At 43.7% G+C, this 25,302-nt stretch carries 10 protein-coding genes and 3 pseudogenes; 9 read left to right on the forward strand and 4 right to left on the reverse strand.

The genetic code is table 11. The features are described 5' to 3' along the window. The 3 genes and pseudogenes from V7K35_RS02795 to V7K35_RS02805 all read left to right on the forward strand — a co-directional run. Positions 1–123: pseudogene (locus V7K35_RS02795) on the forward strand (photosystem II D2 protein (photosystem q(a) protein)); the annotation flags it as partial. Then, on the forward strand, positions 107–1,498 hold the full coding sequence (gene psbC / locus V7K35_RS02800) for a photosystem II reaction center protein CP43 (RefSeq protein ID WP_335076202.1): 1,392 nt from the start codon (positions 107–109) through the stop codon (positions 1,496–1,498). The pseudogene V7K35_RS02795 and the gene psbC, both read left to right, overlap by 17 nt. A 130-nt stretch (positions 1,499–1,628) precedes the next feature. After that, entirely contained in the window at positions 1,629–1,814 is a 186-nt protein-coding gene (locus tag V7K35_RS02805) for a PCP reductase family protein (protein ID WP_335076204.1), read from the forward strand. Positions 1,815–1,852: 38 nt separating this feature from the next. On the opposite strand, the gene V7K35_RS02810 is transcribed toward V7K35_RS02805, so the two are convergent. The 3 genes and pseudogenes from V7K35_RS02810 to V7K35_RS02820 form a co-directional block, all read right to left on the reverse strand. After that, the gene (locus V7K35_RS02810; protein ID WP_335076206.1) at positions 1,853–2,689 is read right to left on the reverse strand and encodes an SWIM zinc finger family protein; all 837 of its coding nucleotides are present in this window, start codon (positions 2,687–2,689) and stop codon (positions 1,853–1,855) included. Between the two features lie 349 nt (positions 2,690–3,038). Then, a pseudogene (locus V7K35_RS02815) lies at positions 3,039–3,305 on the reverse strand (tetratricopeptide repeat protein); the annotation flags it as partial. A 172-nt stretch (positions 3,306–3,477) separates the two neighbouring features. Continuing rightward, positions 3,478–8,130, reverse strand: coding sequence for an SNF2-related protein (locus V7K35_RS02820; protein ID WP_335076208.1), 4,653 nt, complete (start codon positions 8,128–8,130; stop codon positions 3,478–3,480). A 141-nt stretch (positions 8,131–8,271) separates the two neighbouring features. Here V7K35_RS02820 and V7K35_RS02825 point away from each other — a divergent pair. After that, positions 8,272–8,817, forward strand: a pseudogene (locus tag V7K35_RS02825) (GNAT family N-acetyltransferase). Positions 8,818–8,920: 103 nt separating this feature from the next. Further along, positions 8,921–11,077 carry a polyribonucleotide nucleotidyltransferase gene (locus V7K35_RS02830; protein WP_335076210.1) on the forward strand — a complete coding sequence of 719 codons (2,157 nt, stop codon included), beginning with the start codon at positions 8,921–8,923 and terminating at the stop codon, positions 11,075–11,077. A gap of 853 nt (positions 11,078–11,930) precedes the next feature. Here V7K35_RS02830 and V7K35_RS02835 read toward each other — a convergent pair. Then, positions 11,931–12,872 (reverse strand): N-acetylmuramoyl-L-alanine amidase, encoded by a 942-nt coding sequence (locus V7K35_RS02835; RefSeq protein WP_335076212.1) that lies wholly within the window; start codon positions 12,870–12,872, stop codon positions 11,931–11,933. A 557-nt stretch (positions 12,873–13,429) separates the two neighbouring features. On the opposite strand from V7K35_RS02835, the gene bchH reads away from it, so the two are divergent. The 4 genes from bchH to V7K35_RS02855 all read left to right on the forward strand — a co-directional run bounded on the left by bchH (position 13,430) and on the right by V7K35_RS02855 (position 25,301). Then, positions 13,430–17,098, forward strand: coding sequence for a magnesium chelatase subunit H (gene bchH / locus V7K35_RS02840; protein WP_335076214.1), 3,669 nt, complete (start codon positions 13,430–13,432; stop codon positions 17,096–17,098). Between the two features lie 731 nt (positions 17,099–17,829). Beyond that, on the forward strand, positions 17,830–18,201 hold the full coding sequence (locus tag V7K35_RS02845) for a hypothetical protein (RefSeq protein WP_335076216.1): 372 nt from the start codon (positions 17,830–17,832) through the stop codon (positions 18,199–18,201). Positions 18,202–18,491: 290 nt separating this feature from the next. Beyond that, entirely contained in the window at positions 18,492–24,305 is a 5,814-nt protein-coding gene (locus V7K35_RS02850) for a HAMP domain-containing protein (RefSeq protein WP_335076218.1), read from the forward strand. Positions 24,306–24,323: 18 nt separating this feature from the next. Beyond that, positions 24,324–25,301, forward strand: a complete 978-nt coding sequence (locus V7K35_RS02855) for an SDR family NAD(P)-dependent oxidoreductase (protein WP_335076220.1) — start codon at positions 24,324–24,326, stop codon at positions 25,299–25,301. Position 25,302: the final 1 nt, after the last annotated feature.

Here is a 25,302-nt window from a genome sequence, read left to right on the forward strand (position 1 = left end):
ACCTTCTATACCAAAAACATTTTGCTGAATGAGGGTATCCGCGCTTGGATGGCTCCTCAAGATCAACCCCACGAACAATTTGTATTCCCTGAGGAGGTATTACCACGTGGTAACGCTCTCTAATAGACCAAATATCTTAGGCGGCGCTGGACGCGACCTAGAATCCACTGGGTTTGCCTGGTGGTCTGGTAACGCACGTTTAATCAATCTATCTGGCAAACTACTGGGTGCTCACGTTGCCCACGCTGGTTTGATTGTATTCTGGGCTGGAGCGATGACTTTGTTTGAAGTCGCTCACTTCATTCCTGAAAAGCCCATGTATGAGCAGGGCTTGATCCTGTTACCTCACCTTGCTACCCAGGGTTGGGGTGTTGGCGCTGGTGGTGAAGTCATCGACACCTTCCCCTACTTTGTTGTTGGTGTACTCCACCTAATTTCCTCAGCCGTCCTCGGCTTTGGCGGTATCTATCATGCCGTCCGTGGTCCAGAAACCTTAGAAGAATACTCTTCTTTCTTTGGTTACGACTGGAAAGACAAGAACAAGATGACCAACATCATCGGGTTCCACCTGATTATTTTGGGATTCGGTGCGCTGCTGTTGGTAGCAAAAGCAATGTTCTTTGGTGGTTTGTATGACACCTGGGCACCAGGCGGTGGTGATGTTCGGATTATTACCAATCCAACACTGAACCCAGCAGTTATCTTCGGTTATGTAATCAAGTCTCCCTTCGGTGGCGAAGGCTGGATTGTCAGCGTCGATAACTTAGAAGATGTGGTCGGTGGTCACATCTGGATTGCCTTTATCTTAATTGCTGGCGGCATTTTTCACATTCTTACCAAGCCTTTTGCTTGGTCACGTCGGGCATCCATCTGGTCTGGTGAAGCTTACCTCTCCTACAGTTTGGGCGCTCTCTCTTTGATGGGCTTCATTGCCTGCCTGTATGTTTGGTTTAACAACACCGTTTACCCCAGCGAATTTTACGGTCCTACCGGTCCAGAAGCTTCTCAAGCTCAGGCTTTGACCTTCTTGATTCGTGACCAACGCTTAGGTGCTAACGTCGGTTCTGCCCAAGGCCCCACTGGTCTAGGTAAATATCTGATGCGCTCTCCAACTGGTGAAATCATCTTTGGTGGTGAAACCATGCGCTTCTGGGATTTCCGCGGCCCTTGGTTGGAGCCTCTACGTGGCCCCAATGGTCTTGACCTGGAAAAAATCAAGAACGATATTCAGCCTTGGCAAGCTCGTCGCGCTGCTGAATACATGACCCACGCTCCTCTGGGTTCTCTGAACTCCGTGGGTGGTGTGGCTACCGAGATTAACTCCTTCAACTACGTATCTCCTCGCGCTTGGTTGGCGACTTCTCACTTCGTACTAGGATTCTTCTTCCTAGTTGGTCACTTGTGGCACGCTGGTCGCGCCCGGGCCGCTTCTGGTGGTTTTGAGAAAGGAATTAACCGTGATACTGAGCCGGTGATGTTTATGGACGACCTTGACTAGGTTGTAAGGTTTATCTAATCACTGATAGCTAAATAATTTAAAGGCTCTTGCATAAAAGCAAGGGCTTTTTTTATAGGAAAATTAGTAATCTATTGATAAAACTGAGCGGCCTACCAAGGTAATTAATACTATGAGCGACTCTAATTTTATTGATGCTTTGCGATGGACAGATGAAGCTAAAGAAAAGTTACAAAATATTCCCTTTTTTGTCCGCGCTCAAGCTAGAGCCAGAATTGAACAGGTGGCTCGTGAAGCAGAGCAAGAGATTGTGACAGATGATTTGGTAGAACAAACTAGGCTTGAGTTTGGACAATAATAACATTTTCAATCCAAAATCTAAAATCTAAAATTCCGTCAACTTCCTCCAACATTCATCGCTGCTAAGACAGCTTTCTGGCTGACATCTGTGTAAACCCTAGTCAAATACTTCATTACCACATCACTCGAAGTTGAATTTACTGCATTTTCCTCTTCCTTCGCTAGAGGAATTGCTCCTAATACATCTAATACCGTCTCACTATTTGACGGCGCAATCACTACCAAAGATGACTCTAATGGCTCATTATATTGCCAGAAATAGTCAATTTTTATCGAGTATTTGTTATTAAGAATTGACTGTTGAATATCAGGCGTTTCTGTGGTACTGGGTTGAATCTTGGCACTACGTAATTGACGTAAATCGCTGATAATTTGCTCTTTGGTGCGTCCACGCAATTGAAATAGTACAAAGGGGTCTTCACTGAAGCGATCGCCTAACTGATAGTACAGGGCACCAATATGTTTACAGGGATTTGCTTTATCAGGGCAAGAGCATTTACTCTGGACATCAGCAAGGGTAAAAGGAAATATCGAAAGACCGTTTGCCGTGAAGACTTCTTCTATATTTTGTGGCATTTCTCCTGCTAGTAGCTTGGCAGCAAAAATTGCCCTTTGAGACATGGTTTCAATTACATAACCCCACTGTTCATCGCTAAAAGGTTCAAGGGAAAGGGAAACTTTATAAGGTTCGACTTCACTACCTTGCACCCTAGCCAATACTTTTGCACCTTTAAATTCGATGCTGAGAACATTTCCTTGACGAGCATAATTTCTCGCACGTTCTAAACGCTTTTTAAAGCGATAGGAATCTAGCAAATCTAGCCATTGTTGTGACCACCATTCGCGGCTTGCTTGTAATGTGTAATTAGTCATAAGTCAATTCAAAGTTCAAAATTATGCAATGGATAAGTTGATCTCATTTTGTGACAGTTAACTCAGACTATAGCGTTTATCGTTGGGAGCATATCAGTTTCGCAAATATACACTTATAGACTGGAAGTTGGGGACAACACAGGGGCGTGAAACCTTGAATTAACGTGAATTCGACGACTCTATTCATGTAGTGTCCGCCTAATTAGCTGAATAAAAAGACCTCTCCCTGGTTTTACTACGCAAAACCGTCCCTCTCCGACTCGGAGAGGGACAGACTTGAACTTTAGTTTAAGGCAGGGAGAGGTTCGTCGAACTCACGTTGAATTAATTACGAATTACGAATTACGAATTATTGCATCCCCGCCTTGCGCCGCAACCCCTCAACCAATTGGCGTAAAAAATCCAAACTCTTATCGCGCAGGCGCTCTCCAATTTCCAGGGCAGCCAGTGCCAAGGGTAGCGCCTCTGCGTAGCGCCCTTCCTTCTCCAGAACTTCCGCCAGACCAGATTGAGCAGCTACCTGGTCTTGCCGTCCCACTTCCTCGGCTAGGGCTAACTGACGCTCGTACCAGGGGCGGGCTTCCGTAGGGCGATCGCGGTTAAGGGCTATAAGTCCTAAGTTGCCGCAATAAACTGTATAAACTTTCTAAAAATATCGATTTTTAACTCTTTATTTGCACCTCCGCATCAGGTTACAAAATATTTATGCAAGAAGTCTAGTGCATACGAACAAATAGAAATTTGTAGTAGCTTGGCACAGTTAATACAGTTAAGTTGGCACTACGAACTTATTCTGCATCATCGTCAATTACTGCACTGCGGTCAAGTATTAGTAAGTTTCGGAGTTGGTCTGTATCTAGTTCAGTCAACCATTCTTCACCAGCACCCACAACTTGTTCAGCCAATTGTTTTTTACTTTCAATCATGTCATGAATTTTTTCTTCTAAAGTGCCAGTGCAGACAAATTTATGTACTTGTACATTGCGGGTTTGACCAATCCGAAATACTCTATCTGTGGCTTGATTTTCCACGGCTGGATTCCACCATCTATCAAAGTGGAATACATGATTTGCTCGTGTTAAATTCAGTCCTACACCACCTGCTTTTAGAGAAAGAATCATAATTGGGGGACCTTGGGGGTCGTGTTGGAAACGGTCGATCATTTCCTCTCGTTGTTTTTTACTGGTGCTACCATATAAAAAGAATATTTCTCGCCCAAGCTGTTTTTCTAAATATGGTTTAAGTAATTTACCCCACTCAGCAAATTGTGTAAAAATTAAAGCGCGATCGCTTTCTGATAAAACTTCTTCTAACATTTCTTCTAGCCGCAGAAGTTTGGCTGAATTATGTTGCTCTAATGTCGCCTGTTTCAAGTATTGGGCTGGATGATTGCAAATTTGTTTGAGTTTGATTAGTAAAGCCAAAATCATTCCCCGACGTTGCAATCCTTCAGCAGAATCTATCTCTGCTAAAGATTGTTCTACAACTTGTTGATAAAGTGCAGCCTGCTCGCCAGTCAGACCGCAAAATACGGTCATTTCTTGCTTATCTGGTAAGTCTTGAATGATATCGCGATCGCTTTTCAATCGCCGCAGGATAAAAGGTTGAACTAATGAACGTAATTGATTCAAAGAAGCCGTATCACCATACTTTTCAATTGGCATGGCAAATCGCCGCTGGAAAAATTGCCGATTGCCTAAATAACCTGGATTGAGAAAATCTAAAATAGACCAGAGTTCTTGCAGCCTATTTTCTACTGGTGTCCCCGTCAACGCAATCCGAAACGTCGCTTCTAATTGCCGCACTGCTTTTGACTGCTTCGCCTCTGGATTTTTCACATTCTGGGCTTCATCTAAAACAATTATCTGCCAAGATACACTTTGCAATGACTTGATATCTCGATGAAGAAGTGAGTAACTAGTAACGATTAAATCGTGATTTTTCACTGCTTCTAAAAAGGCTTTCCCTTTTGGGCGTTTGTCACCGTGATATTGCAAAATTTTCAGGCTGGGGGCAAATTTATTGACTTCCCTTTCCCAGTTGCCTAAAACAGAAGTTGGGCAAACTAATAGAGTTGGATTTTCTAGTGCATCCTGTTCCTTCAAGTGCAGGAGAAAGGCAATGAATTGGATAGTGTTATGGCAAATAATATTGTTAGCAACAAAATTATGATGTTTGCTAACTTCAAAATCGTAAACCCACCCTTCGTACTCCACATCCTCAATAGCCTCAATCCGGCAATAAAAGACCTCTTGATCGAGAAGACATTGCAAAGACTCTCTCGTTAAGCTCAACTGTTGTACATCTAGGTTGCCATAGGCTGACAAAGTTTGAGTTGTCCACTTGAAAGGTTTTAGTAGCTGATACTGCTCTTGGGCTTCTCCACTAATCATGCGGTTCATCCCAGCTATTACTCGCTGTAAACTATCTTTAGAAAATTGCTGTGATCCATTGATATAAACAGTGTTGTACATCCCAAAATGTCGTAACGGTAGCCCCGTTGCTCTGACTGTTTGGGCAACAATATCAGAAGCAGGAATTCCTTCAATATTTGTGTTACTTACCAGTTGACAAATTTGTTCTAATTTGCACTGTTTCCCTGAGTTATTAAAACCAATTTCTAGCAGAAACCTGCGGGCAGAATTTCCTCCAATCACACCGATATAGTAGGTGCGTAAAGTACGAGTTCTATTAGTAGCACACTTCTGTCTAGAGGATATTCGTAACCAAATGCCTAAGCGCCGCAATAGTGCAGAAAGTTGCTGAATTAGTAAAGCTGAAGCCGTAGCAATCTCAATACTTTCCATACTCAAGACAACAGCAGATTCAGCATCAAAATAGTTTTGTAAAAATATCCGCACACTATCCAAGTCTGCCTGCATAATGCAGGGCGGAATAGATTTTTCTGCCGAGAGTTTACCCCAAACATAACCTTTAGCTTCTAAGAATTGCCGATAGGCTTGGCTGTTAACTCGAAGATTAGAAACTCTGTTAGGGAAGGTAGAGATATTAGGGTTGTTAATTTTGAGGTTATAGCGCTTTTGAATGCGTTGGCAAATCTGGAGTAAATCCTCTAATACTCTGGTATCTTTTTGGGATATTGTGACTCTTCCCACATCGGGTAGTTCATGCCCTTCGGCAATCTGCCAAGCAAGAAACTTGACTAAATCAGGGTCTTGTGGTTGTCCATTCCAGAGCGTTTTACCTGGTACACAAACATAATCACCCACCTGTAAGTTATTTGTCCAACCTTTACTTGTTAGCAGCTTGTGACGATGAGTGATGGTGATATTGCTACCGTCTTCTAGCGTGACTTTTCGTAATTTCTCGCGGACTTGCTGCCGATACAACCGTCTGACATTAGCCTGGACAATTTTGCCAGTTTTTTCATCTATGGAATTAACTAGTAATTGCTCTGTGGGGTTAGCCCAAAATCCTTCGCCGTCAAACTCTGTTTCTCCAGCGTGAGTTGTCCAGATTGTCTCAGCTGTGCGTAACAGTCCATTTACATTTATTAGTGTATTATTTGCTACGCATTTACCGAGTCCCATATCGTCGGCGAGACACGCGCCTAAGCCCCAACGTTCTAAGAATGATAGCCAAGCAGCACCTCGTTCTTGATAAGGTCGCAACTGTCCTTGAAAGCCTATTGGTGTGGGCAAAGGTGCTAAAGCCTGGTTATTTGTTAGCGCCCCAATCAACTCTTGTAATGCCCCAGATGCCTCAAAGCTGACCACTGGTAATTTTTCAATTACCTGAGTATCCCCTGTACTGAAACGTAAGGCATCTTCTAAGGAAAGCGCCATTTGGTCTTTGCGAGTGGTGAAAAAAGTTTGGGCTGTTTTGATGTCTTGGGGCCGTAATTCCACCCACTCGCCGTTAATTTCCACTAGCGGACTATTTAAAGCCACAAGTTTATCAAACTCAGCTTTAGAAATAGTTTGTCCACCAATTGCCAATTGCCATTGGAAATTCAGCAGACTTTGCAACCCTAAACGTCCCTGCTTTTTCTTTGGGGTTTCAGCACTAATTTTCAAACCCAAACGGTTCGCCCATCCTTCACGGTTAGCTAAACTGGGAGGTAAAATTACTCCCAAACCACTGTCTTCCAACCTCCAAGCTACAGCCTTGATAAACTCATAAGCTTGGATGGGGGTGAGACGACAAGATTGGGGATATTCGGTTTCCAAACTGGGTGCGTAGGCGCTTTGCGCCTTGTCGCCAGATATCGCTGGGTATAATCGGGAAGCTACTCCCAAACCCCGCAAAAATGTTTCTTGTGGTTGCTCAATTGTCCGATTTTCATAAACCAACCGTTCAACTGGATTGTTCCAAATAGTTGCCGCATCCACCACAAACTCAGGTTCATCAGCCGCTTGCAGAAAATACGCCAACGTCCAATCTGTTTCGCCAGACTGTGGAGAACGTAGTTCAAAACAAGTACGAAACAGAGTTAATTGGTATTGTAGCGGCATCGTCCAAGCCTTCAGTGCCGCTTCCAGTCGTTCCACTTCAATGGTATCTGCATTGACTGGATGAGATGCACTAGTTAAAGCTTGCAACCACTGTTGCACCGCAGATGGTAATGCGATTGCCTTAGCTTCAATTGGAGGTTGAGAACTTACCATTTCTCGAATTTGGGCATCTATCGTACTGTTGAGAAATCCCAGCAACAATTCTTGAGGTTCGGCCGGGAAGTCTAAATAGATTGGGCTTTGGACATGGTTATTTTCCTCATCTCCTTGATAGGTGCGACAAACTAACGGCATATCCGCAGAAAATTTTTCTAGGCGAGTTCCATCTACAGCGCTGTCTAGAAGTACTTGCCATTTAGCGGCAAACGCACCATCTGATTGTCGGTCAATTCTTGGTAAAAACTTACACCGCGAAATTAAATCTAAACTCCATCGAGAAACTTGCGACCAAAAACGTAAATCTCCACCTAAAAATGCATCTTCCCCTTTAGCAGCATTTAAAGGAATAGCAGCGAGAAATTTTACTGCTTCGCTGGGGTTGAGACAAAAACCCTCAACTCGCCACGGTTGCAAATATTGCGGGGAGTCTGTTTCTAATCCCAAGCTGGCAGAATGTACGGGGAAAATCGCAAATGTTCCTTCTGCACTCTCTTCTGGGATATAAGTTGGTAGGGCAATGATTTGCGAATGCGTTGGTAAACTGATCTCATTAGCACTGGCGGCTTTACGTGTTCGCCCAGTAGTTGCGTTCGCAACTTGAGGTTGCTGGATGAAGTTGGTAATCGGCATCTTCTGGGAAACCAACCACTCGCTTAACTCCACTGATGTCATTGCCAATGGATGTACCAGGATATCGCCAGATCCATTAGATTCAAAATTCACTCGTGGCGATCGCCAAGTTTCTCCCCAAATAAATAAACAACCCTTTTGACTTTTTAGTAACCAATTTCCGTGTAAAATCGCCATTTTCTAACTACTTATATTTTCCCAAAACTCATGAAATAAAATCGGAACTATTCTACTTTTTGCATCTTATCAATAAGATTTTTTCGCTAGATTTTGTATACAATAAATATTTCAGTATATTGCATATAAACATTATTAATAATAAGATTTCCCCTAATTAAAGTGTTAAAAACCGGGATGCTGGTTGAACCAGATTATATGCATCCTCAAAAACAGGAGGTTGTAAGAGCATTACTCAATGTTTTATTGATTGAAGGTAAAACTTATCCCCAAAAGCAACCTCTATCTCAGGTAGAATTTTCAACTTACTGGTTAAGCAAGGATGCCTTTGTTGTCAGGACATCTGTTCAGGATGCTACACACAAACTAAAAGAAATATTAGGGGCATTTTATTTAAAGCCAAACTTTCTAGGTCGGTGTTGCCATATTTGCAACGCTGGTTTTATTGTACAACCTGGCTTTGGCGGTCAGGGAATCGGGCGGTTCATGGGAGAGGCGATGCTCTTGATAGCAGCCAGCCTGGGCTATGAAGCACTAATGTTCAATTTGGTCTTTGAAACTAATATACCTTCAATTACACTTTGGCAGTCGTTATGATTTGAGATTATTGGGCACATTCCGCGTGCAGCGAAGCTAGGGGATGAACAAGTGGTAGACGCGCTGATCATGTATCGTGCTTTGGGTTGAACAACAAGTCTGAATCTTTGTATGTACTAAAAGTCAGTCATAGGGCATAAATGTTAGGATTGCCACAGAAAGAGAATAGCGAAAGAGAAGGAAAAAAAACTGAATGGCAGAAGTTGACAAGTCAATATCCTTCGATGGAAGGGATATTCGACTGAAAGTAGGCCTACTAGCTCCCCAGGCTGGGGGGTCGGTTTTGATAGAATCAGGGGACACATCCGTTTTAGTTACGGCTACGCGATCGCAAGCCAGAGAAGGCATTGATTTTCTTCCGCTCACAGTAGATTATGAAGAAAGGCTATATGCCGCTGGTAGGATTCCCGGAGGAATCATGCGGCGAGAAGGTCGTCCACCAGAAAAAACAATTCTCACCAGCCGTCTAATAGACCGTCCCATGCGTCCCCTGTTCCCCTCATGGCTACGGGATGACTTGCAAATTATTGCCTTAACGCTGTCGATGGACGAGTTAGTGCCACCCGATGTGTTAGCAGTTACAGGTGCTTCCATTGCTACCCTGATTGCCCAGATTCCTTTTAATGGGCCAATGGCAGCAGTTCGCGTTGGTTTAGTGGGCGATGATTTCATTATTAACCCCACTTATGCAGAAATTGAAGCTGGAGATTTGGATCTAGTAGTAGCAGGTTCACCACATGGGGTGATCATGGTGGAGGCGGGAGCCAATCAGTTGCCAGAGCGAGATATTATTGAGGCAATTGACTTTGGTTATGAAGCAGTGCGGGACTTAATCAAAGCGCAGCAAGATTTAGTAGCAGAACTGGGTCTAGTAATAGTGCAAGAAGCACAACCAGAAGTAGACCAGACGTTAGAAAATTATATCCGCGATCGCGCTAGCAGCCAGATTAAGAAAATCCTGTCGCAATTTACTTTCACCAAACCCGAACGCGATGCAGCTTTAGATGTCGTCAAGGATGAAATTGCCACGACGATTAAGGAACTGCCAGAAGAAGATCCAATTCGAGTTGCTGCAACTGCAAATAGTAAGGCACTTGGTAACACTTTTAAAGATATTACCAAATACTTCATGCGGCGGCAAATCGTTGAAGATAACGTTCGCGTTGATGGTCGTAAACTTGATGAAGTCCGTCGTGTTTCTTGTTTAGTTGGTGTCTTACCAAAGCGAGTCCACGGTAGCGGTTTATTTAACCGAGAACTAACTCAGGTATTATCCACTTGTACTTTGGGTACGCCAGGGGATGCCCAAAACCTCAACGATGACATGCAGCTAGATCAACATAAGCGTTATCTGCATCATTACAACTTCCCGCCGTTCTCAGTTGGGGAAACCAAGCCAATGCGTTCTCCAGGAAGGCGCGAAATTGGTCACGGGGCATTAGCAGAGCGATCGCTCCTACCTGTGCTACCCTCAAAAGAACAATTTCCCTACGTGATTCGCATCGTATCGGAAGTCCTTTCCTCCAACGGTTCCACCTCAATGGGTTCAGTCTGCGGTTCTACCCTCGCCCTCATGGATGCTGGTGTGCCAATTCTCAAACCCGTCAGTGGCGCAGCAATGGGTCTGATTAAGGATGGGGACGAAGTGCGAATCCTGACCGACATTCAGGGCATTGAAGACTTTTTGGGCGACATGGACTTCAAAGTTGCTGGGACGGATACCGGAATTACCGCCTTGCAAATGGATATGAAAATCTCCGGTTTGTCGTTGGATGTTATTTCCCAAGCAGTCCACCAAGCCAAAGCAGCCCGGTTGCACATTCTGGAAAAAATGCTTGCCTGCATCGATCAACCCCGGATAGAAACCTCACCTTATGCCCCACGTCTGTTAACAATCAAGATTGATTCAGACATGATTGGTCTGGTCATCGGGCCTGGAGGCAAAACTATTAAGGGGATCACTGAGGAAACTGGTGCTAAAATTGACATTGAAGATGATGGCACCGTGACAATTTCTGCTGTGGATGAGAACAAGGCCAAAAGAGCCAAAAACATCATCCAAGGCATGACCCGTAAGCTGCACGAAGGGGATGTCTACGCAGGACGCATCACTCGGATTATACCGATAGGTGCATTTGTGGAATTTCTGCCTGGAAAAGAAGGGATGATTCACATCTCACAATTAGCTGACTACCGCGTTGGCAAAGTTGAGGATGAAGTAGCGGTGGGCGATGAAGTGATTATCAAAGTGCGCGAAATTGATAACAAAGGTCGGATTAATCTCACGCGCTTGGGTATCCACCCAGATCAAGCAACAGCAGCACGGGAAGCGGCGGCGGTGAATCGGTAACTCGATTTGGGATTTTAGATTAAATCTAAAATCCGCGATGCCTACTGTGAAGGCATCGCCGTATGCTTCTCTAATTAGTTGCCATGCTCTAAATAAACTTACCCCGCTCCCAATTGTTAATTTATTTATTAAATACTTGACAGCTTCAAATTAATATATAACTTGATATTTAGTGTGTTGAAGTTCATTGTTGATAGCCTAGATGCTATCAGTGTTAGATACTCCAAATTCTGTTTGAAAACTACTACTTAGTGGGTGACTATATCGAGCCTGGGAAAGCTGAAGAAAAACTTGTTGGAGGTATTGTCAAGGCAATGGAATAAGGAGAAAAACAGCTTTTTAGATCGTCCAGTGATTAGCGGTGTACCAAGCTTGATATGACATCGGAAATAAATTGAAAGCCCAGAAAAATTGTGTTCACTTATACAACAAAGTAGTAACAATTGTTATAGGCTTGAAAAGCCCTTTACTTTTATACTTTTGGCGAAACTTCACCGCCAAAAAAGCACCAGAGCGATAGGATAATTACCTGTGACCAAGTGTGATTGATACTTATCAAACACAAACCTGGTTAAGTTGAACATATTCCTGTCAGCAGCATAGATGATTTCCTACGCCCTGGTTATTTATTTTCATTATTTTAGGTCAACAGCTTCAGGCGATGCCCTCCTTTTTTAACCTTGTCATTGCTTAATGCTGAATGAACAGCGATGCCTGCGGCTGGCTGCGCCAACGCTCTGAGACTGGGGCAGGTTCGGTTGGAAGTTTACTACACCTTTTCAGAAATATTCTCAATGACATCCAATACCAACTTCAACAATTCATTTACCTTGAATAATACCTACCCCTGAATCTAACTAATTAATTTCTGCCAGCTAGCAGGCCCGACAATTCCATCGGCATCTAAACCATTTTGCTTTTGAAAGTTTTTAATTGCAACCTCTGTTTGCGGCCCATAGACGCCATCATTCTCAACACCTAGACGATATTGCAAGTATCTGATAACTGCATTACCAGCATGGTTTGGTCTGAGAATTCGTTTTGCCAAAATTAAATTTATGGCATTCCATGTAGCTTCGTCAGCAATTCCAGTCGGCTGAACCCCAACAATAGTCTGAAATTTTTCTACAGTAGATTTGGTGTTAGCCCCGGTGAAGCCATCTTCTACTAATGCTTTACCATTTTTATCGGTTATCTTGAGTCGATTTAAGGCTTTTTGCAGTCTGAGAATAGTGGTATCTACATTCTGCTCTTCATCTGGTACGGGGTTAACAGGAACACTTGACACTTTACCAGTTAAGCCTTTGACGATCGCATTAGCCATTGCTTCTGGATTATAAAGATTCATATCTTTTTGCGAATCGACAAAGCAACCTTCTACAAGAATCGCAGGCATATCCGTATTTTTCAGAACATACAAGTGGGAACCACTCTTAACACCGCGATTAAAAAATCCTAACTTGACGATTTCATCTAATACAGGTTTAGCAATTTTACTCCCAGTATCGCTAGTTGCAAATACTTCTGTGCCATTAGCTTGCCCGTTAAAGGAGTTAAAATGAATCGAGACGTAAATATCTACTTTACTCCCATTAGCTGTAGAACATCTTTTTGAAAGCGATTCCCGGACTGTACTAGCACTACTTGGTCTACATACTACGACTTCATTCCCCAAAGCTCTTAACTTGGCTATAACTCTATTACCAACATCGAGAGTTAAATTATCCTCAAATTTAATCCCCCTGGCTCCTGTGTCTGGTGGACAATTGTGCCCACTATCAATTCCGAATTTCATGATTTTATCCTCAACTTACTTATTTTTACGCTAGTTCAAAACTCTTCCAATTATAGAGACAAAGTTTTGTTAATAAATTTGTTGAAGTACTTGTTAGCAATGTCCGCATTATTTTAAGCATTACTACGCTGGTAAGTAAAATAAGTTTTTCTGCAAACTTTGTCAGCAGATTTTATGTGGTAAAATATGCTGATTGCAAGATTTTTTGGAATAAAAAACACAACCATCATAATTTATCAAAATCGGAAATAATCCGGTGATTGTTGCAATAAATTGAAATGCAGCAGTTACCCCCATTGTTAAGATAATAACGCTTCGTAAAAGTAGAAAGCTATGACAAATCTACCTACTGCAAGAAGGCAGAGGGGCACAGGGGCAGAGGGGTAGAAGGAAGAAAAGCGATAACACAGGCTTTTCAGCCTGATCGAATGGTATGTTTATTTCCGCCATCCTGTACTAGTACGCCTGAATGACCCGAATCTGTGGGCAGATATTTAACAATCAACCTATGAGCCAGTTTAAAATTTAAGTAAAGAAATATTTCGTAGCTTACAGGCATGAAACGCATCGTCTTGGTTGCTGGGTTTGAATCGTTCAACGTTGACTTGTACAGGAAAGCAGCTTTTTTGGCTAATCGCTGTCCTGAGTTGGATATTCGGGTATTTAGCGATCGCGATCTTACCAATAAACGCACCGAGGTAGAAGCAGCACTTCATGACGCTGATGTGTTTTTTGGTAGCCTACTATTTGATTATGACCAGGTTGTGTGGTTGCGCGATCGCATTTCCCAAATTCCCATCCGCCTGGTGTTTGAGTCAGCTTTGGAATTGATGAGTTTAACCAAGCTGGGTGACTTTGCCATTGGCGATAAACCCAAAGGAATGCCCAAACCAGTTAAATTCATCCTTGACAAATTTAGCAACGGACGAGAAGAAGATAAACTCGCTGGTTACATCAGCTTCTTAAAAATTGGCCCTAAGCTACTGAAATATGTACCAGTGCAAAAAGTTCAAGACTTACGCAACTGGTTAATTATCTATGGTTATTGGAATGCTGGCGGTTCAGAAAACGTCGCTTCATTATTCTGGATACTAGCAGAAAAATACTTAGGTTTAAAAGTCGGCGACATTCCCCCATTAGTCGAAACCCCCAACATCGGCTTACTCCATCCCGACTATCAAGGGTTTTTTGAATCGCCCCGCGAATATTTAGAATGGTATAAAACCCATTGTAAAGACGCGATTAATCGTGTCTCCCCGGTTGTCGGAATTCTCCTCTACCGTAAACACGTCATTACCAAACAACCCTACATTCCCCAACTGATTCGCAGTTTTGAATTAGCCGGGTTAATTCCTTTGCCTATTTTCATCAATGGCGTGGAAGGACATGTGGCGGTACGGGATTTGATGACAACCGATTATGAAATTCAGCAACGACAACTAGGTAATATAGAGACTGCCTCATTATCTAGTGAAGCAGTCAAAGTGGATGCGATCGTTTCGACAATTGGCTTTCCTCTGGTGGGTGGCCCGGCTGGTTCAATGGAAGCAGGGCGTCAGGTGGAAGTAGCAAAGCGCATCCTCACTGCCAAGAATGTACCTTATATTGTTGCTGCACCACTATTAATTCAAGACATTTCCTCGTGGACACGCCAAGGTATCGGCGGATTGCAAAGTGTAGTGTTGTATGCTTTACCAGAATTAGATGGGGCTATTGATACCATTCCCCTTGGTGGTTTGGTGGGCGAAAATATTTATCTGGTTCCCGAACGGGTACAGCGATTGATTGGTAAGGTAAAAAGTTGGGTGGCTTTGCGGCAAAAACCTGCTTCAGAACGCAAGATTGCAATTATTTTATATGGCTTTCCTCCTGGTTATGGTGCTGTGGGCACAGCTGCATTATTAAATGTGCCGCGTAGTTTGTTGAAGTTTCTCCACGCACTTAAAGACCAAGGTTATACCGTGGGAGATTTACCCGAAGATGGAGAAGAATTGATTCGCTGGGTGAAAGAGGCGGATGAAATTGATGATACAAAAAATATTCCCGCGTCTGTTAACGCCCACACTTTAGAAAAATGGCTGGGATATCTGCAAACCTCCCGGATTGAGAAACAATGGAAATCTTTGACGGGAACTGGAATTAAAACCTATGGCGATGAATTTCAAATTGGTGGTGTGCAATTAGGGAATGTGTGGATAGGTGTACAACCACCTTTGGGTATACAAGGCGACCCGATGCGTTTAATGTTTGAACGAGATTTAACGCCTCATCCGCAATATGCTGCTTATTATAAATGGCTGCAAAATGAGTTTCAAGCTGATGCTTTGGTTCACTTTGGAATGCATGGGACGGTGGAATGGTTGCCTGGTTCTCCGTTGGGTAATACGGGTTATTCTTGGTCGGATATTCTGTTAGGAAATTTGCCTAATCTATATATATATGCGGCGAATAATCCTTCTGAATCAATGTTGGCAAAACGTCGCGGTTATGGTGTGTTGATTTCTCATAATGTACCGCCTTATGGGCGGGCAGGTTTGTATAAGGAATTGGTGGCGTTGCGAGATTTGATTTCGGAGTATCGGGAAGAACCACAAAAGAATTATGTTTTGAAGGAAGGAATTTGTAAAAAAATTGTGGACTCTGGGTTGGATGCTGATTGTCCGTTTGAGGATGCGAAGAAGTTGGGGATTGCGTTTACGCCGGAGAATGTGCGGATGTTTAGCGATCGCACTTTTGATGATTATTTGGTGGTGTTGTATGAATATTTGCAGGTTTTAGAGAATCGGTTGTTTTCTTCTGGGTTGCATACTTTGGGGGAAAGGCCGAGTGAGGAGGAGTTGGGGGCGTATTTGGAGGCTTATTTTGGGGGGGAGGAGGAAGAAAACGAACCGCCAAGACGCCAAGAGCGCCAAGAGGAGGAAAGGCTAATAAGGGATTTGTTGATGCAATCTACGGATGAGTTAACAAATTTGTTGAGGGGGTTGAATGGGGAGTATATTCCGCCTGCGCCGGGTGGGGATTTGTTAAGGGATGGGGCTGGTGTGTTACCGACTGGGAGGAATATTCATGCTTTAGATCCTTATCGGATGCCTTCGCCTGCGGCGTATGAACGGGGACGGGAAATTGCTCAAAAAATTATTGTGCAGCATTTGGATGAATATGGGAAATATCCGGAAACGATCGCGGTAATGTTATGGGGATTGGATGCGATTAAAACTAAGGGTGAATCTCTGGGGATTCTGTTGGAGTTGGTGGGGGCTGAACCTGTTAAGGAAGGAACTGGTAGAGTTGTTCGTTATGAATTGAAGCCGTTGGCGGAGGTTGGACATCCCCGCGTTGATGTGTTGGGTAATTTGTCTGGGATTTTCCGGGATAGTTTTGTAAATATCATCGAATTGTTGGATGATTTATTTCAACGGGCGGCTGATGCTGATGAACCGGATGATCAGAATTTTATCAGGAAACACGCTTTAGCTTTAAAAGCTCAAGGGGTGGAGAATGCATCGGCGAGATTGTTTTCTAATCCGGCGGGTGATTTTGGTTCTTTGGTAAATGATAGGGTGGTTGATGGGAATTGGGAATCTGGTGAGGAGTTGGGGAATACTTGGCAAAGTCGCAATGTATTCAGCTATGGGAGAGAAGATAAAGGTCAAGCTAGACCGGAAGTGTTGAATACGTTGTTGAAAACTAGCGATCGCATTGTCCAAGAAATCGATTCGGTTGAATATGGTTTAACTGATATTCAAGAATATTACGCTAATACTGGCGGTTTGAAAAGGGCAGCAGAAAAACAAGGCGGTAAGAAGGTTACAACTAGTTTTGTGGAAAGTTTCTCGAAGGATACTACACCGCGTAAGTTAGATGATTTGCTCAGAATGGAGTATCGCACTAAGTTGCTAAATCCCAAATGGGCGCAAGCGATGGCGAATCAAGGTTCTGGTGGTGCGTTTGAAATTTCTCAACGGATGACGGCGTTGATTGGTTGGGGTGGTACTGCCGATTTTACCGATGATTGGGTTTATGACCAAGCGGCTGATACTTATGCGTTAGATGCAGAGATGGCGGATAAATTACGCAAGGCAAATCCTGAAGCTTTTCGCAATATTTTAGGGAGAATGTTGGAGGCGCATGGACGGGGTTTCTGGGATGCTGATGGTGAGAAGTTAGATAAGTTGCGCCAGTTGTATGAGTTGACAGATGAGGAATTGGAGGGAGTGACGGTTTAGATTGGGTACGTTAGCATTTGATACAGCAGATTGCAAGTTAATGAAGTACAAAAATACCCCTCCCTAACCCTCCCCTTAGAAAGGGGAGGGAACTAGATTGGGAATTTCCCCCCAATACATCGGGGGGATTAAGGGGGGTAAGGATGTACTTCATTTAGATGCAAAATGCTGTATCTCTTTGAGAAGGTGGAAGGCATACGATTTATTACAATCCATCAAACAACAGAACCTCGGCAGTTCCAAGACATACTGAGATTGTTGATATTCTAGCTATCAATATTTGCAAAGATTTGGAGATTTCCCCACCCTAGTATTGTGGGGTGCGTTACACGTTTCACACTAATAGATTTCCAACAAATAAATTATCCAATCTTGTGGGGTGGGTCTATTTATAAATTTTCCCACCCACCTACTTAATTGTTTTGACTAACAATGCCATTGTATCGATTCACATTGCCATTGCATCGATTGACAATGCCATTGTTTCAATTAACAATGCGATTGTATTGACTAACAATGCCATTGTATCGACTGACAATGCCATTGTATCGATTCACATTGCCATTGTATCGATTGACAATGCCATTGCATCGATTAACATTGCCATTGCATCGAATTACAAAAATTAACCTACGTTTCCTTAACTTTGTTCTATCTAAATATCTCATTTACTGTTAGTTTTTTTGTTGTAATGGGCACATTAAACTTATCCATTTCAACAGTATGCATATATGCCTACCCAAGATAAAACCCGCCGTTTGCCCTCTCAATCAATTAGTCAAGATATTAACTCATTACACGGTTTGCAAACTGTCAGTACCTATGATACAACCCGTGCTGATGCCTCTGTAGCAAATTTATTGCAAGCTTATCAAGATATGTTGGTGCAGCAACAAGCCGAAACCGAAAAACTAACTTTGTACCGTGCTGCTACCGATGCGGCACGATTAGCAGAATGGGAATTTCACAATGCTATATTAGCCATGAAAGAAGTAATTCGCGGACAATATGGATCAGATAGCGACGAAGCCCAGGCGGTTGGATTAAAGAAAAAATCGGAGCGCAAGCGTCCCAGTCGTAAAAAGTCAGTTGCGATGGCATAACCGCCCGCTCGAAGGCAAGTTAATCGACAATAATAAAACTGACGTAGTAAACCCGCCTAAAGCGCTAGTTCACTGCGTCTTTTTTGGTAACAACAAGCTTTACTAAGGAAGACACAAACCCAATAGCAAACTTGCCCCTGTCCCCTGCCCCCTGCTTCCTTGCCTTTGTTCCCGTTATCATTAGAAGTTAATACGCATTACGGGTGCAAACCGGAATATAAAGTAACGAATTGCTTTAATAAAACCTCTTTTAAACACAAAAACCTAGTAAATTCTTTAGAAATAAGGCTATGGCAACCGAACAGTTAACTAGAGACAGCGACAATCTAGATTTAAATCAGCTACTAAGAACGCTGAATGCTGTTAAACAGGGTGACTTCTCGGCTCGGATGCCCATAGACCATACTGGTGTGGCGGGGAAAATAGCTGATACGCTCAATGATATTATTAATCAGAATGAGCGGATGGCGGCAGAGTTACAACGAATTGGTAATGTTGTCGGCAAAGAAGGCAAAATTGCTGAACGCGCCTCTTTAGGAGATGTTCGTGGTTCGTGGTCAGATTGTGTTACTTCTGTCAATACTCTAATTACAGATTTAGTTAAACCAACAACTGAAACTACTCGTGTAATTCGGTCAGTTGCCAGTGGTGACTTATCGCAAACGATCGCTACAGAAATTGACGGCAAACCTTTGCAAGGTGAGTTTCTCCAGACTGCTAATATTGTCAACACGATGGTGGATCGACTCGGTTCTTTTGCATCGGAAGTAACGCGGGTTGCGCGTGAGGTGGGAACTGAAGGTAAGTTGGGTGTCCAAGCCGAAGTGCAAGGTGTTGCTGGCACTTGGAAAGATTTAACTGATAGCGTTAACTTGATGGCGGGTAATCTCACCGGACAGGTGCGAAATATTGCCGAAGTTGCCACTGCGATCGCTAGCGGTGACTTATCCAAAAAAATCACTGTGAATGTGAAAGGCGAAATTCTAGAACTCAAAAACACTGTCAACACGATGGTGGATCAGCTTAATTCTTTTGCATCGGAAGTGACAAGAGTTGCGCGTGAGGTGGGTACTGAAGGAAAATTGGGTGTGCAAGCCGAAGTTAAGGGAGTCGCAGGGACTTGGAAGAATCTCACCGACAACGTTAACTTAATGGCAGGGAATTTAACTGCCCAAGTCCGTAACATTGCGGAAGTGACAACGGCGGTAGCAAACGGCGATTTGTCTAAGAAAATTACTGTCGATGTCAAAGGCGAAATTTTAGAGTTGAAAAACACCGTTAACATTATGGTGGATCAACTCAATTCCTTTGCATCAGAAGTAACGAGGGTTGCGCGGGAGGTGGGTGCAGAAGGCAAATTGGGCGGTCAAGCAGAAGTTCGCGGGGTAGCGGGTACTTGGAAAGACCTTACCGATAGTGTGAATTTCATGGCGGGAAGCTTGACGGCACAAGTGCGAAATATTGCAGAAGTTACCACAGCTGTGGCGAATGGCGACTTATCTAAGAAAATTACTGTCAATGTTAAAGGCGAAATACTGGAGTTGAAAAACACTATTAATACAATGGTGGTTCAGCTTAATTCCTTTGCATCGGAAGTAACCAGAGTTGCGCGGGAGGTGGGAACTGAAGGAAAATTGGGCGTGCAAGCGCAAGTGCAAGGAGTAGCGGGTACTTGGAAAGATTTAACTGACAACGTTAACTTAATGGCGGGTAATCTCACCGGACAAGTGCGAAATATTGCCGAAGTTGCCACTGCGATCGCAAATGGTGATCTATCTAAAAAAATTACCGTCGATGTCAGAGGTGAAATTCTGGAACTGAAGAATACCATAAATATAATGGTGGATCAACTTAGTTCTTTTGCAAGTGAAGTAACGCGGGTGGCCCGTGAAGTGGGCAGTGAAGGTAAACTAGGTGTGCAAGCCGATGTTAAGGGCGTGGCTGGCACATGGAAAGATTTAACTGACAGCGTAAACTTCATGGCGGGAAGTTTAACGGCACAGGTGCGAAACATTGCCGCCGTTACCACCGCCGTAGCTAATGGCGACTTATCTAAGAAAATCTCGGTTGATGTCAAAGGTGAAATTTTAGAGTTGAAGAACACCGTCAACACGATGGTAGACCAACTTAATTCCTTTGCAAGTGAAGTTACAAAAGTTGCCCGTGAGGTGGGAACTGAAGGTAAGCTGGGTGTGCAAGCGGAAGTTAAAGGTGTCGCCGGCACTTGGAAGGATTTAACTGACAGCGTAAACTTCATGGCGGGAAGTTTGACGGCGCAAGTGCGAAACATTGCCGAAGTTACCACAGCTGTAGCGAATGGCGACCTTTCCAAGAAAATCACTGTCAATGTTAAAGGCGAAATTCTGGAACTCAAAAACACTATTAATACAATGGTGGATCAGCTAAATTCCTTTGCATCAGAAGTGACAAGGGTTGCCCGTGAAGTGGGAACCGAAGGTAAATTGGGCGTACAAGCCTACGTCAGAGGAGTTGCAGGTACTTGGAAAGATTTGACAGACAACGTTAACTCAATGGCGGGGAACTTAACCGGACAAGTTCGCAACATCGCGGAAGTTACAAAAGCGGTAGCTAATGGCGACTTATCCAAGAAAATTACTGTCGATGCCAGAGGCGAAATTTTAGACTTGAAGAATACCACTAATACAATGGTTGATCAACTCAGTTCCTTCGCAAGTGAAGTAACGCGGGTGGCGCGGGAAGTGGGAACTGAAGGGAAGTTGGGCGGACAAGCCAAAGTCCAAGGTGTTGCCGGGACTTGGAAAGATTTAACAGATAACGTTAACTCAATGGCGGGGAACTTAACAGCCCAAGTGCGCGGGATTGCTAGAGTTGTAACGGCGGTTGCTAACGGTGACTTGAAACGCAAACTGATGTTAGATGCCAAGGGAGAAATAGAAACTTTGGCAGAAACAATCAACGAAATGATTGATACCCTAGCGACATTTGCCAATCAAGTAACCACAGTGGCGCGGGAAGTGGGAATTGAAGGGAAGTTAGGGGGACAAGCGAGAGTACCTGGGGCGGCTGGAACTTGGAAAGATTTGACAGATAACGTCAACGAACTCGCTGCTACACTTACTACCCAGTTGCGATCGCTTGCAGAAGTTGCGACAGCTGTAACTAAGGGCGATTTAACTCGTTCAATTGCTGTCGAGGCACTAGGGGAAGTTGCTATCCTCAAAGACAACATCAACCAGATGATTGCTAATCTGCGGGAGACAACGCAGAAAAACACCGAACAAGATTGGTTGAAAACTAACTTAGCCAAGTTTACCCGAATGCTTCAAGGGCAGCGAGACTTGGAAACTGTATCTAAACTAATTCTCTCAGAACTTGCACCTTTGGTAGGAGCGCAACACGGCGTATTCTTCTTGATGGAACATGGGGAAAATACACCGTATTTGAAACTAATTAGTAGTTACGCTTACCGCGAACGCAGACATTTGGCTAACCGCTTCCAATTGGGTGAAGGTTTGGTGGGACAATGCGCTTTAGAAAAAGAGCGAATACTGCTGACGGAAGTACCAAGTGATTATGTGAGAATTTCTTCTGGTTTAGGAGAAGCAACTCCACTCAATGCCGTAGTGTTACCTGTAGTTTTTGAAGGACAGGTGACAGCAGTGATTGAATTAGCTTCCTTTCGCCGCTTTAGCGAAATTCATTTGACATTCTTCGACCAACTAACCGAAAGTATAGCGATCGTCCTGAACACGATCGCAGCATCGATGCGAACTGAAGAATTACTCAAGCAGTCGCAATCTTTGGCTGAAGAACTCCAAACCCAGCAAAGTGAACTCCGCCAAACCAACCAGCGCTTAGAACAACAAGCCCAATCTCTCAAAGCTTCCGAGGATTTACTCAAAGGACAGCAAGAGGAACTGCAACAAACCAATGCTGAGTTAGAAGAAAAGGCAGAGTTGTTAGCGACGCAGAAGAAAGAAGTCGAGCGCAAAAATCGGGAAATTGAACAAGCAAGACTGTCTTTAGAAGACAAAGCTGAACAACTCACTCTCTCCTCAAAATACAAATCAGAATTTCTCGCCAACATGTCCCATGAACTGCGGACACCGTTAAATAGCTTGTTGATTTTGGCGAAGTTGTTGGCAGATAACATTGATCACAACCTTACCAACAAGCAAGTCGAATACAGCCAGACAATTTACTCAGCAGGTACTGATTTGTTGACGTTAATCAATGACATTCTGGATCTCGCTAAAATTGAATCTGGAACTATGTCAATTGACATAACCCAAATGCTGTTAACAGAGTTGGGCGAACAGACTGAGCGCACCTTCAAAAAAATAGCTCAAAGCAAAAGACTTGGCTTTGTAATTGAATTTACTCCAGAATTGCCAATCAGCATCAATACAGATGTCAAACGCTTACAACAGGTGTTGAAAAATCTCCTCTCCAACGCTTTTAAATTTACAGAGCATGGGGAGATACGCTTACGGATTGCGGTGGCGAAGCAGGGATGGAGCAACGACCATAAAACTTTAAATAGCGCCCAGCTTGTGATTGCCTTCTCAGTCAGCGATACAGGGATTGGCATTGCCCCCGACAAGCAGAAAGTGATTTTTGAGGCATTTCAGCAAGCCGATGGCTCTACCAGTCGGAGATACGGCGGCACCGGATTGGGCTTATCAATTAGCCGCGAAATCGCCCATCTCTTTGGTGGCGAAATTAAATTAGTTAGTCAACCCGGTCAAGGTAGCACGTTTACGTTCTACTTACCACAATTGAGTCAACACTCAAGAGTCCATAGTCAAGAGTCTACATTAATATTTCCCACTCCCTACTCAACCCAGGCTAAACCAGAGCTATCCGCTAACAGCACTCAGCCCAAGCTAAACCAGAGCTATGCGCTAACAGCAGGTTTGAATGACGATCGCACTACTATTGGCATAGGCGATCGCGTGTTGTTGATTGTCGAAGATGACGTTAACTTTGCGCGTATCCTCATAGAAATGGCGCAACAGCAAGGATTCAAAGTAATCACTGCCCAAAACGGCAGTACAGGTTTGACACTAGCGCAGCAATTTTTGCCTTCAGCCATTTTGCTAGATATTAGATTACCAGAAATGGATGGTTGGACGGTATTGGATCGCCTGAAACATGACCAAAACACGCGTCACATTCCCGTACATATTATGAGCGTTGAGGAAGGGAGACAACGCGGTTTGCAACTAGGAGCGATCGCATATCTGCAAAAGCCTTTAACCAGCGAGACAATATCCCAAGCGTTGACCAAAATTAAAGGTTTTGTTGAGCGCCAAGTGAAAAATTTACTGGTAGTTGAAGACGATGATACTCAACGGCTTAGTATTGTTGAGTTGATTGGCAACAGCGATGTTTCTACTACTGCCGTTGGTACAGGTGCAGAGGCGTTAGAAGCCATCCGCGCCCAGCATTTTGATTGCCTAGTTCTCGATTTAGGACTACCTGACATGACTGGGTTTCAACTTATCGAGCAGATAAAGCTTCTACCTAACGGCAAAACATTACCAATTATTGTCTACACAGGTAGAGAAATTAGCAAAGCTCAAGAAACAGAACTCAGGCGGATTGCCGAAACAATCATCATTAAAGATGTGCGATCGCCCGAACGTCTCCTTGATGAAACAGCATTATTTTTACACCGAGTCCAAGCAAATTTACCTGCACCCAAGCGAGAAATACTTGAACAACTGCATTCACAAGACTACTTACTCACTGGCAAAAAAGCGCTAATTGTAGACGACGATATGCGTAATATCTTCGCGCTGACCAGTATGTTGGAGTGTTATCAAATACAAGTTTTATATGCTGAAAACGGCAGGGAGGGAATTACCCTGTTAGAAACTACACCAGATATTGATGTCGTTTTGATGGACGTAATGATGCCAGAAATGGATGGTTACGAAACAACACGCGTAATCCGCCAAAACGATCAATTTAAATCTTTGCCGATTATTGCACTCACCGCTAAAGCCATGCAAGGCGATCGCGAAAAGTGTATTGAAGCCGGCGCATCCGACTACATCACCAAACCTGTAGATACTGAACAACTACTTTCACTATTGCGTGTTTGGCTATACCATTAACCGCAGAGAACAGCGATCATGAAACATCTTGAAGATAGAGTGGCATTGGTAACAGGTGCTACGCGGGGAATTGGTAGGGGAATTGCTATTGGCTTGGCTGAGGCTGGTGCAACTGTATACGTCACCGGCCGCAGCCTTAACAACTCTTCCAGTGATGCGGTTTTTGGGAGTCTTAGTGAAACCCAATCAGCCATAGAAGAAGTCGGTGGTGTATGCATTCCCGTGCAAGTAGACCACAGCGACGATCAACAGGTGCGTTTACTGTTTGAGCGCATCCAAGATGAGCAGAATGGACAACTCGACCTACTGGTTAATAATGCTTACTCAGGAGTTCAAGCAATAAAAGACGCTTATGGGCAACCCTTTTGGGATTGTGAACCAAGTATTTGGGATGCTAGCAACAACGTTGGTCTTCGTAGCCACTATGTTGCGAGTATTTTTGCTAGCCGAATGATGACCAAGCGTAACTCTGGACTAATTTGCACCATTTCCTCGTGGGCTGGGATGTCTTACTTCTTTAATACAGCATACGGTGTTGGTAAAGCAGCTTGCGATCGCCTAGCAGCTGATATGGCTGTTGAACTTAAACCTTATAATGTCGCTTCTGTTTCAATTTGGCCAGGTATTGTTGGTACTGAGCTTTTTTCCCGTTTTGCTTCTGAGATGAATCAAACCAATGCTACTGACCAAAAAAGCTCATTCATCAGTGAACGCTACAACTGGGAAACTCCCTTATTAACTGGACGGGTGATCGCTGCACTTGCTTGTCAGCCAAATCTCATGCGCCATACAGGACGGGTGCAGATTGTTGCCGAATTAGCCAAGCAATATGGAATTGTCGATGAAAATGGCGATCGGCCTGCATCGCTTCGCTCTCTGCGTTTTGTGTTGCCAGTTGCACTACCTATACTGAGAAAGTACTCATGGCTCATACCTGATATTAAAGTGCCGTGGTCACTACTACTATTGAGTGCCGTTAGCTCACCTAAAATTTAAT

It is taken from the genome of Nostoc sp., from assembly GCF_036917275.1.
In the GTDB taxonomy this organism is placed as follows: domain Bacteria; phylum Cyanobacteriota; class Cyanobacteriia; order Cyanobacteriales; family Nostocaceae; genus Nostoc.

Bases quoted from the DNA above. Each gene is read 5' to 3' on its own strand.
- V7K35_RS02850 (WP_335076218.1), top strand. From the start codon at position 18,492: ATGGCAACCGAACAGTTAACTAGAGACAGCGACAATCTAGATTTAAAT.
- V7K35_RS02830 (WP_335076210.1), top strand. From the start codon at position 8,921: ATGGCAGAAGTTGACAAGTCAATATCCTTCGATGGAAGGGATATTCGA.
- V7K35_RS02805 (WP_335076204.1), top strand. From the start codon at position 1,629: ATGAGCGACTCTAATTTTATTGATGCTTTGCGATGGACAGATGAAGCT.
- V7K35_RS02855 (WP_335076220.1), top strand. From the start codon at position 24,324: ATGAAACATCTTGAAGATAGAGTGGCATTGGTAACAGGTGCTACGCGG.
- V7K35_RS02810 (WP_335076206.1), bottom strand. From the start codon at position 2,689: ATGACTAATTACACATTACAAGCAAGCCGCGAATGGTGGTCACAACAA.
- V7K35_RS02835 (WP_335076212.1), bottom strand. From the start codon at position 12,872: ATGAAATTCGGAATTGATAGTGGGCACAATTGTCCACCAGACACAGGA.
- V7K35_RS02820 (WP_335076208.1), bottom strand. From the start codon at position 8,130: ATGGCGATTTTACACGGAAATTGGTTACTAAAAAGTCAAAAGGGTTGT.
- V7K35_RS02845 (WP_335076216.1), top strand. From the start codon at position 17,830: ATGCCTACCCAAGATAAAACCCGCCGTTTGCCCTCTCAATCAATTAGT.
- bchH (WP_335076214.1), top strand. From the start codon at position 13,430: ATGAAACGCATCGTCTTGGTTGCTGGGTTTGAATCGTTCAACGTTGAC.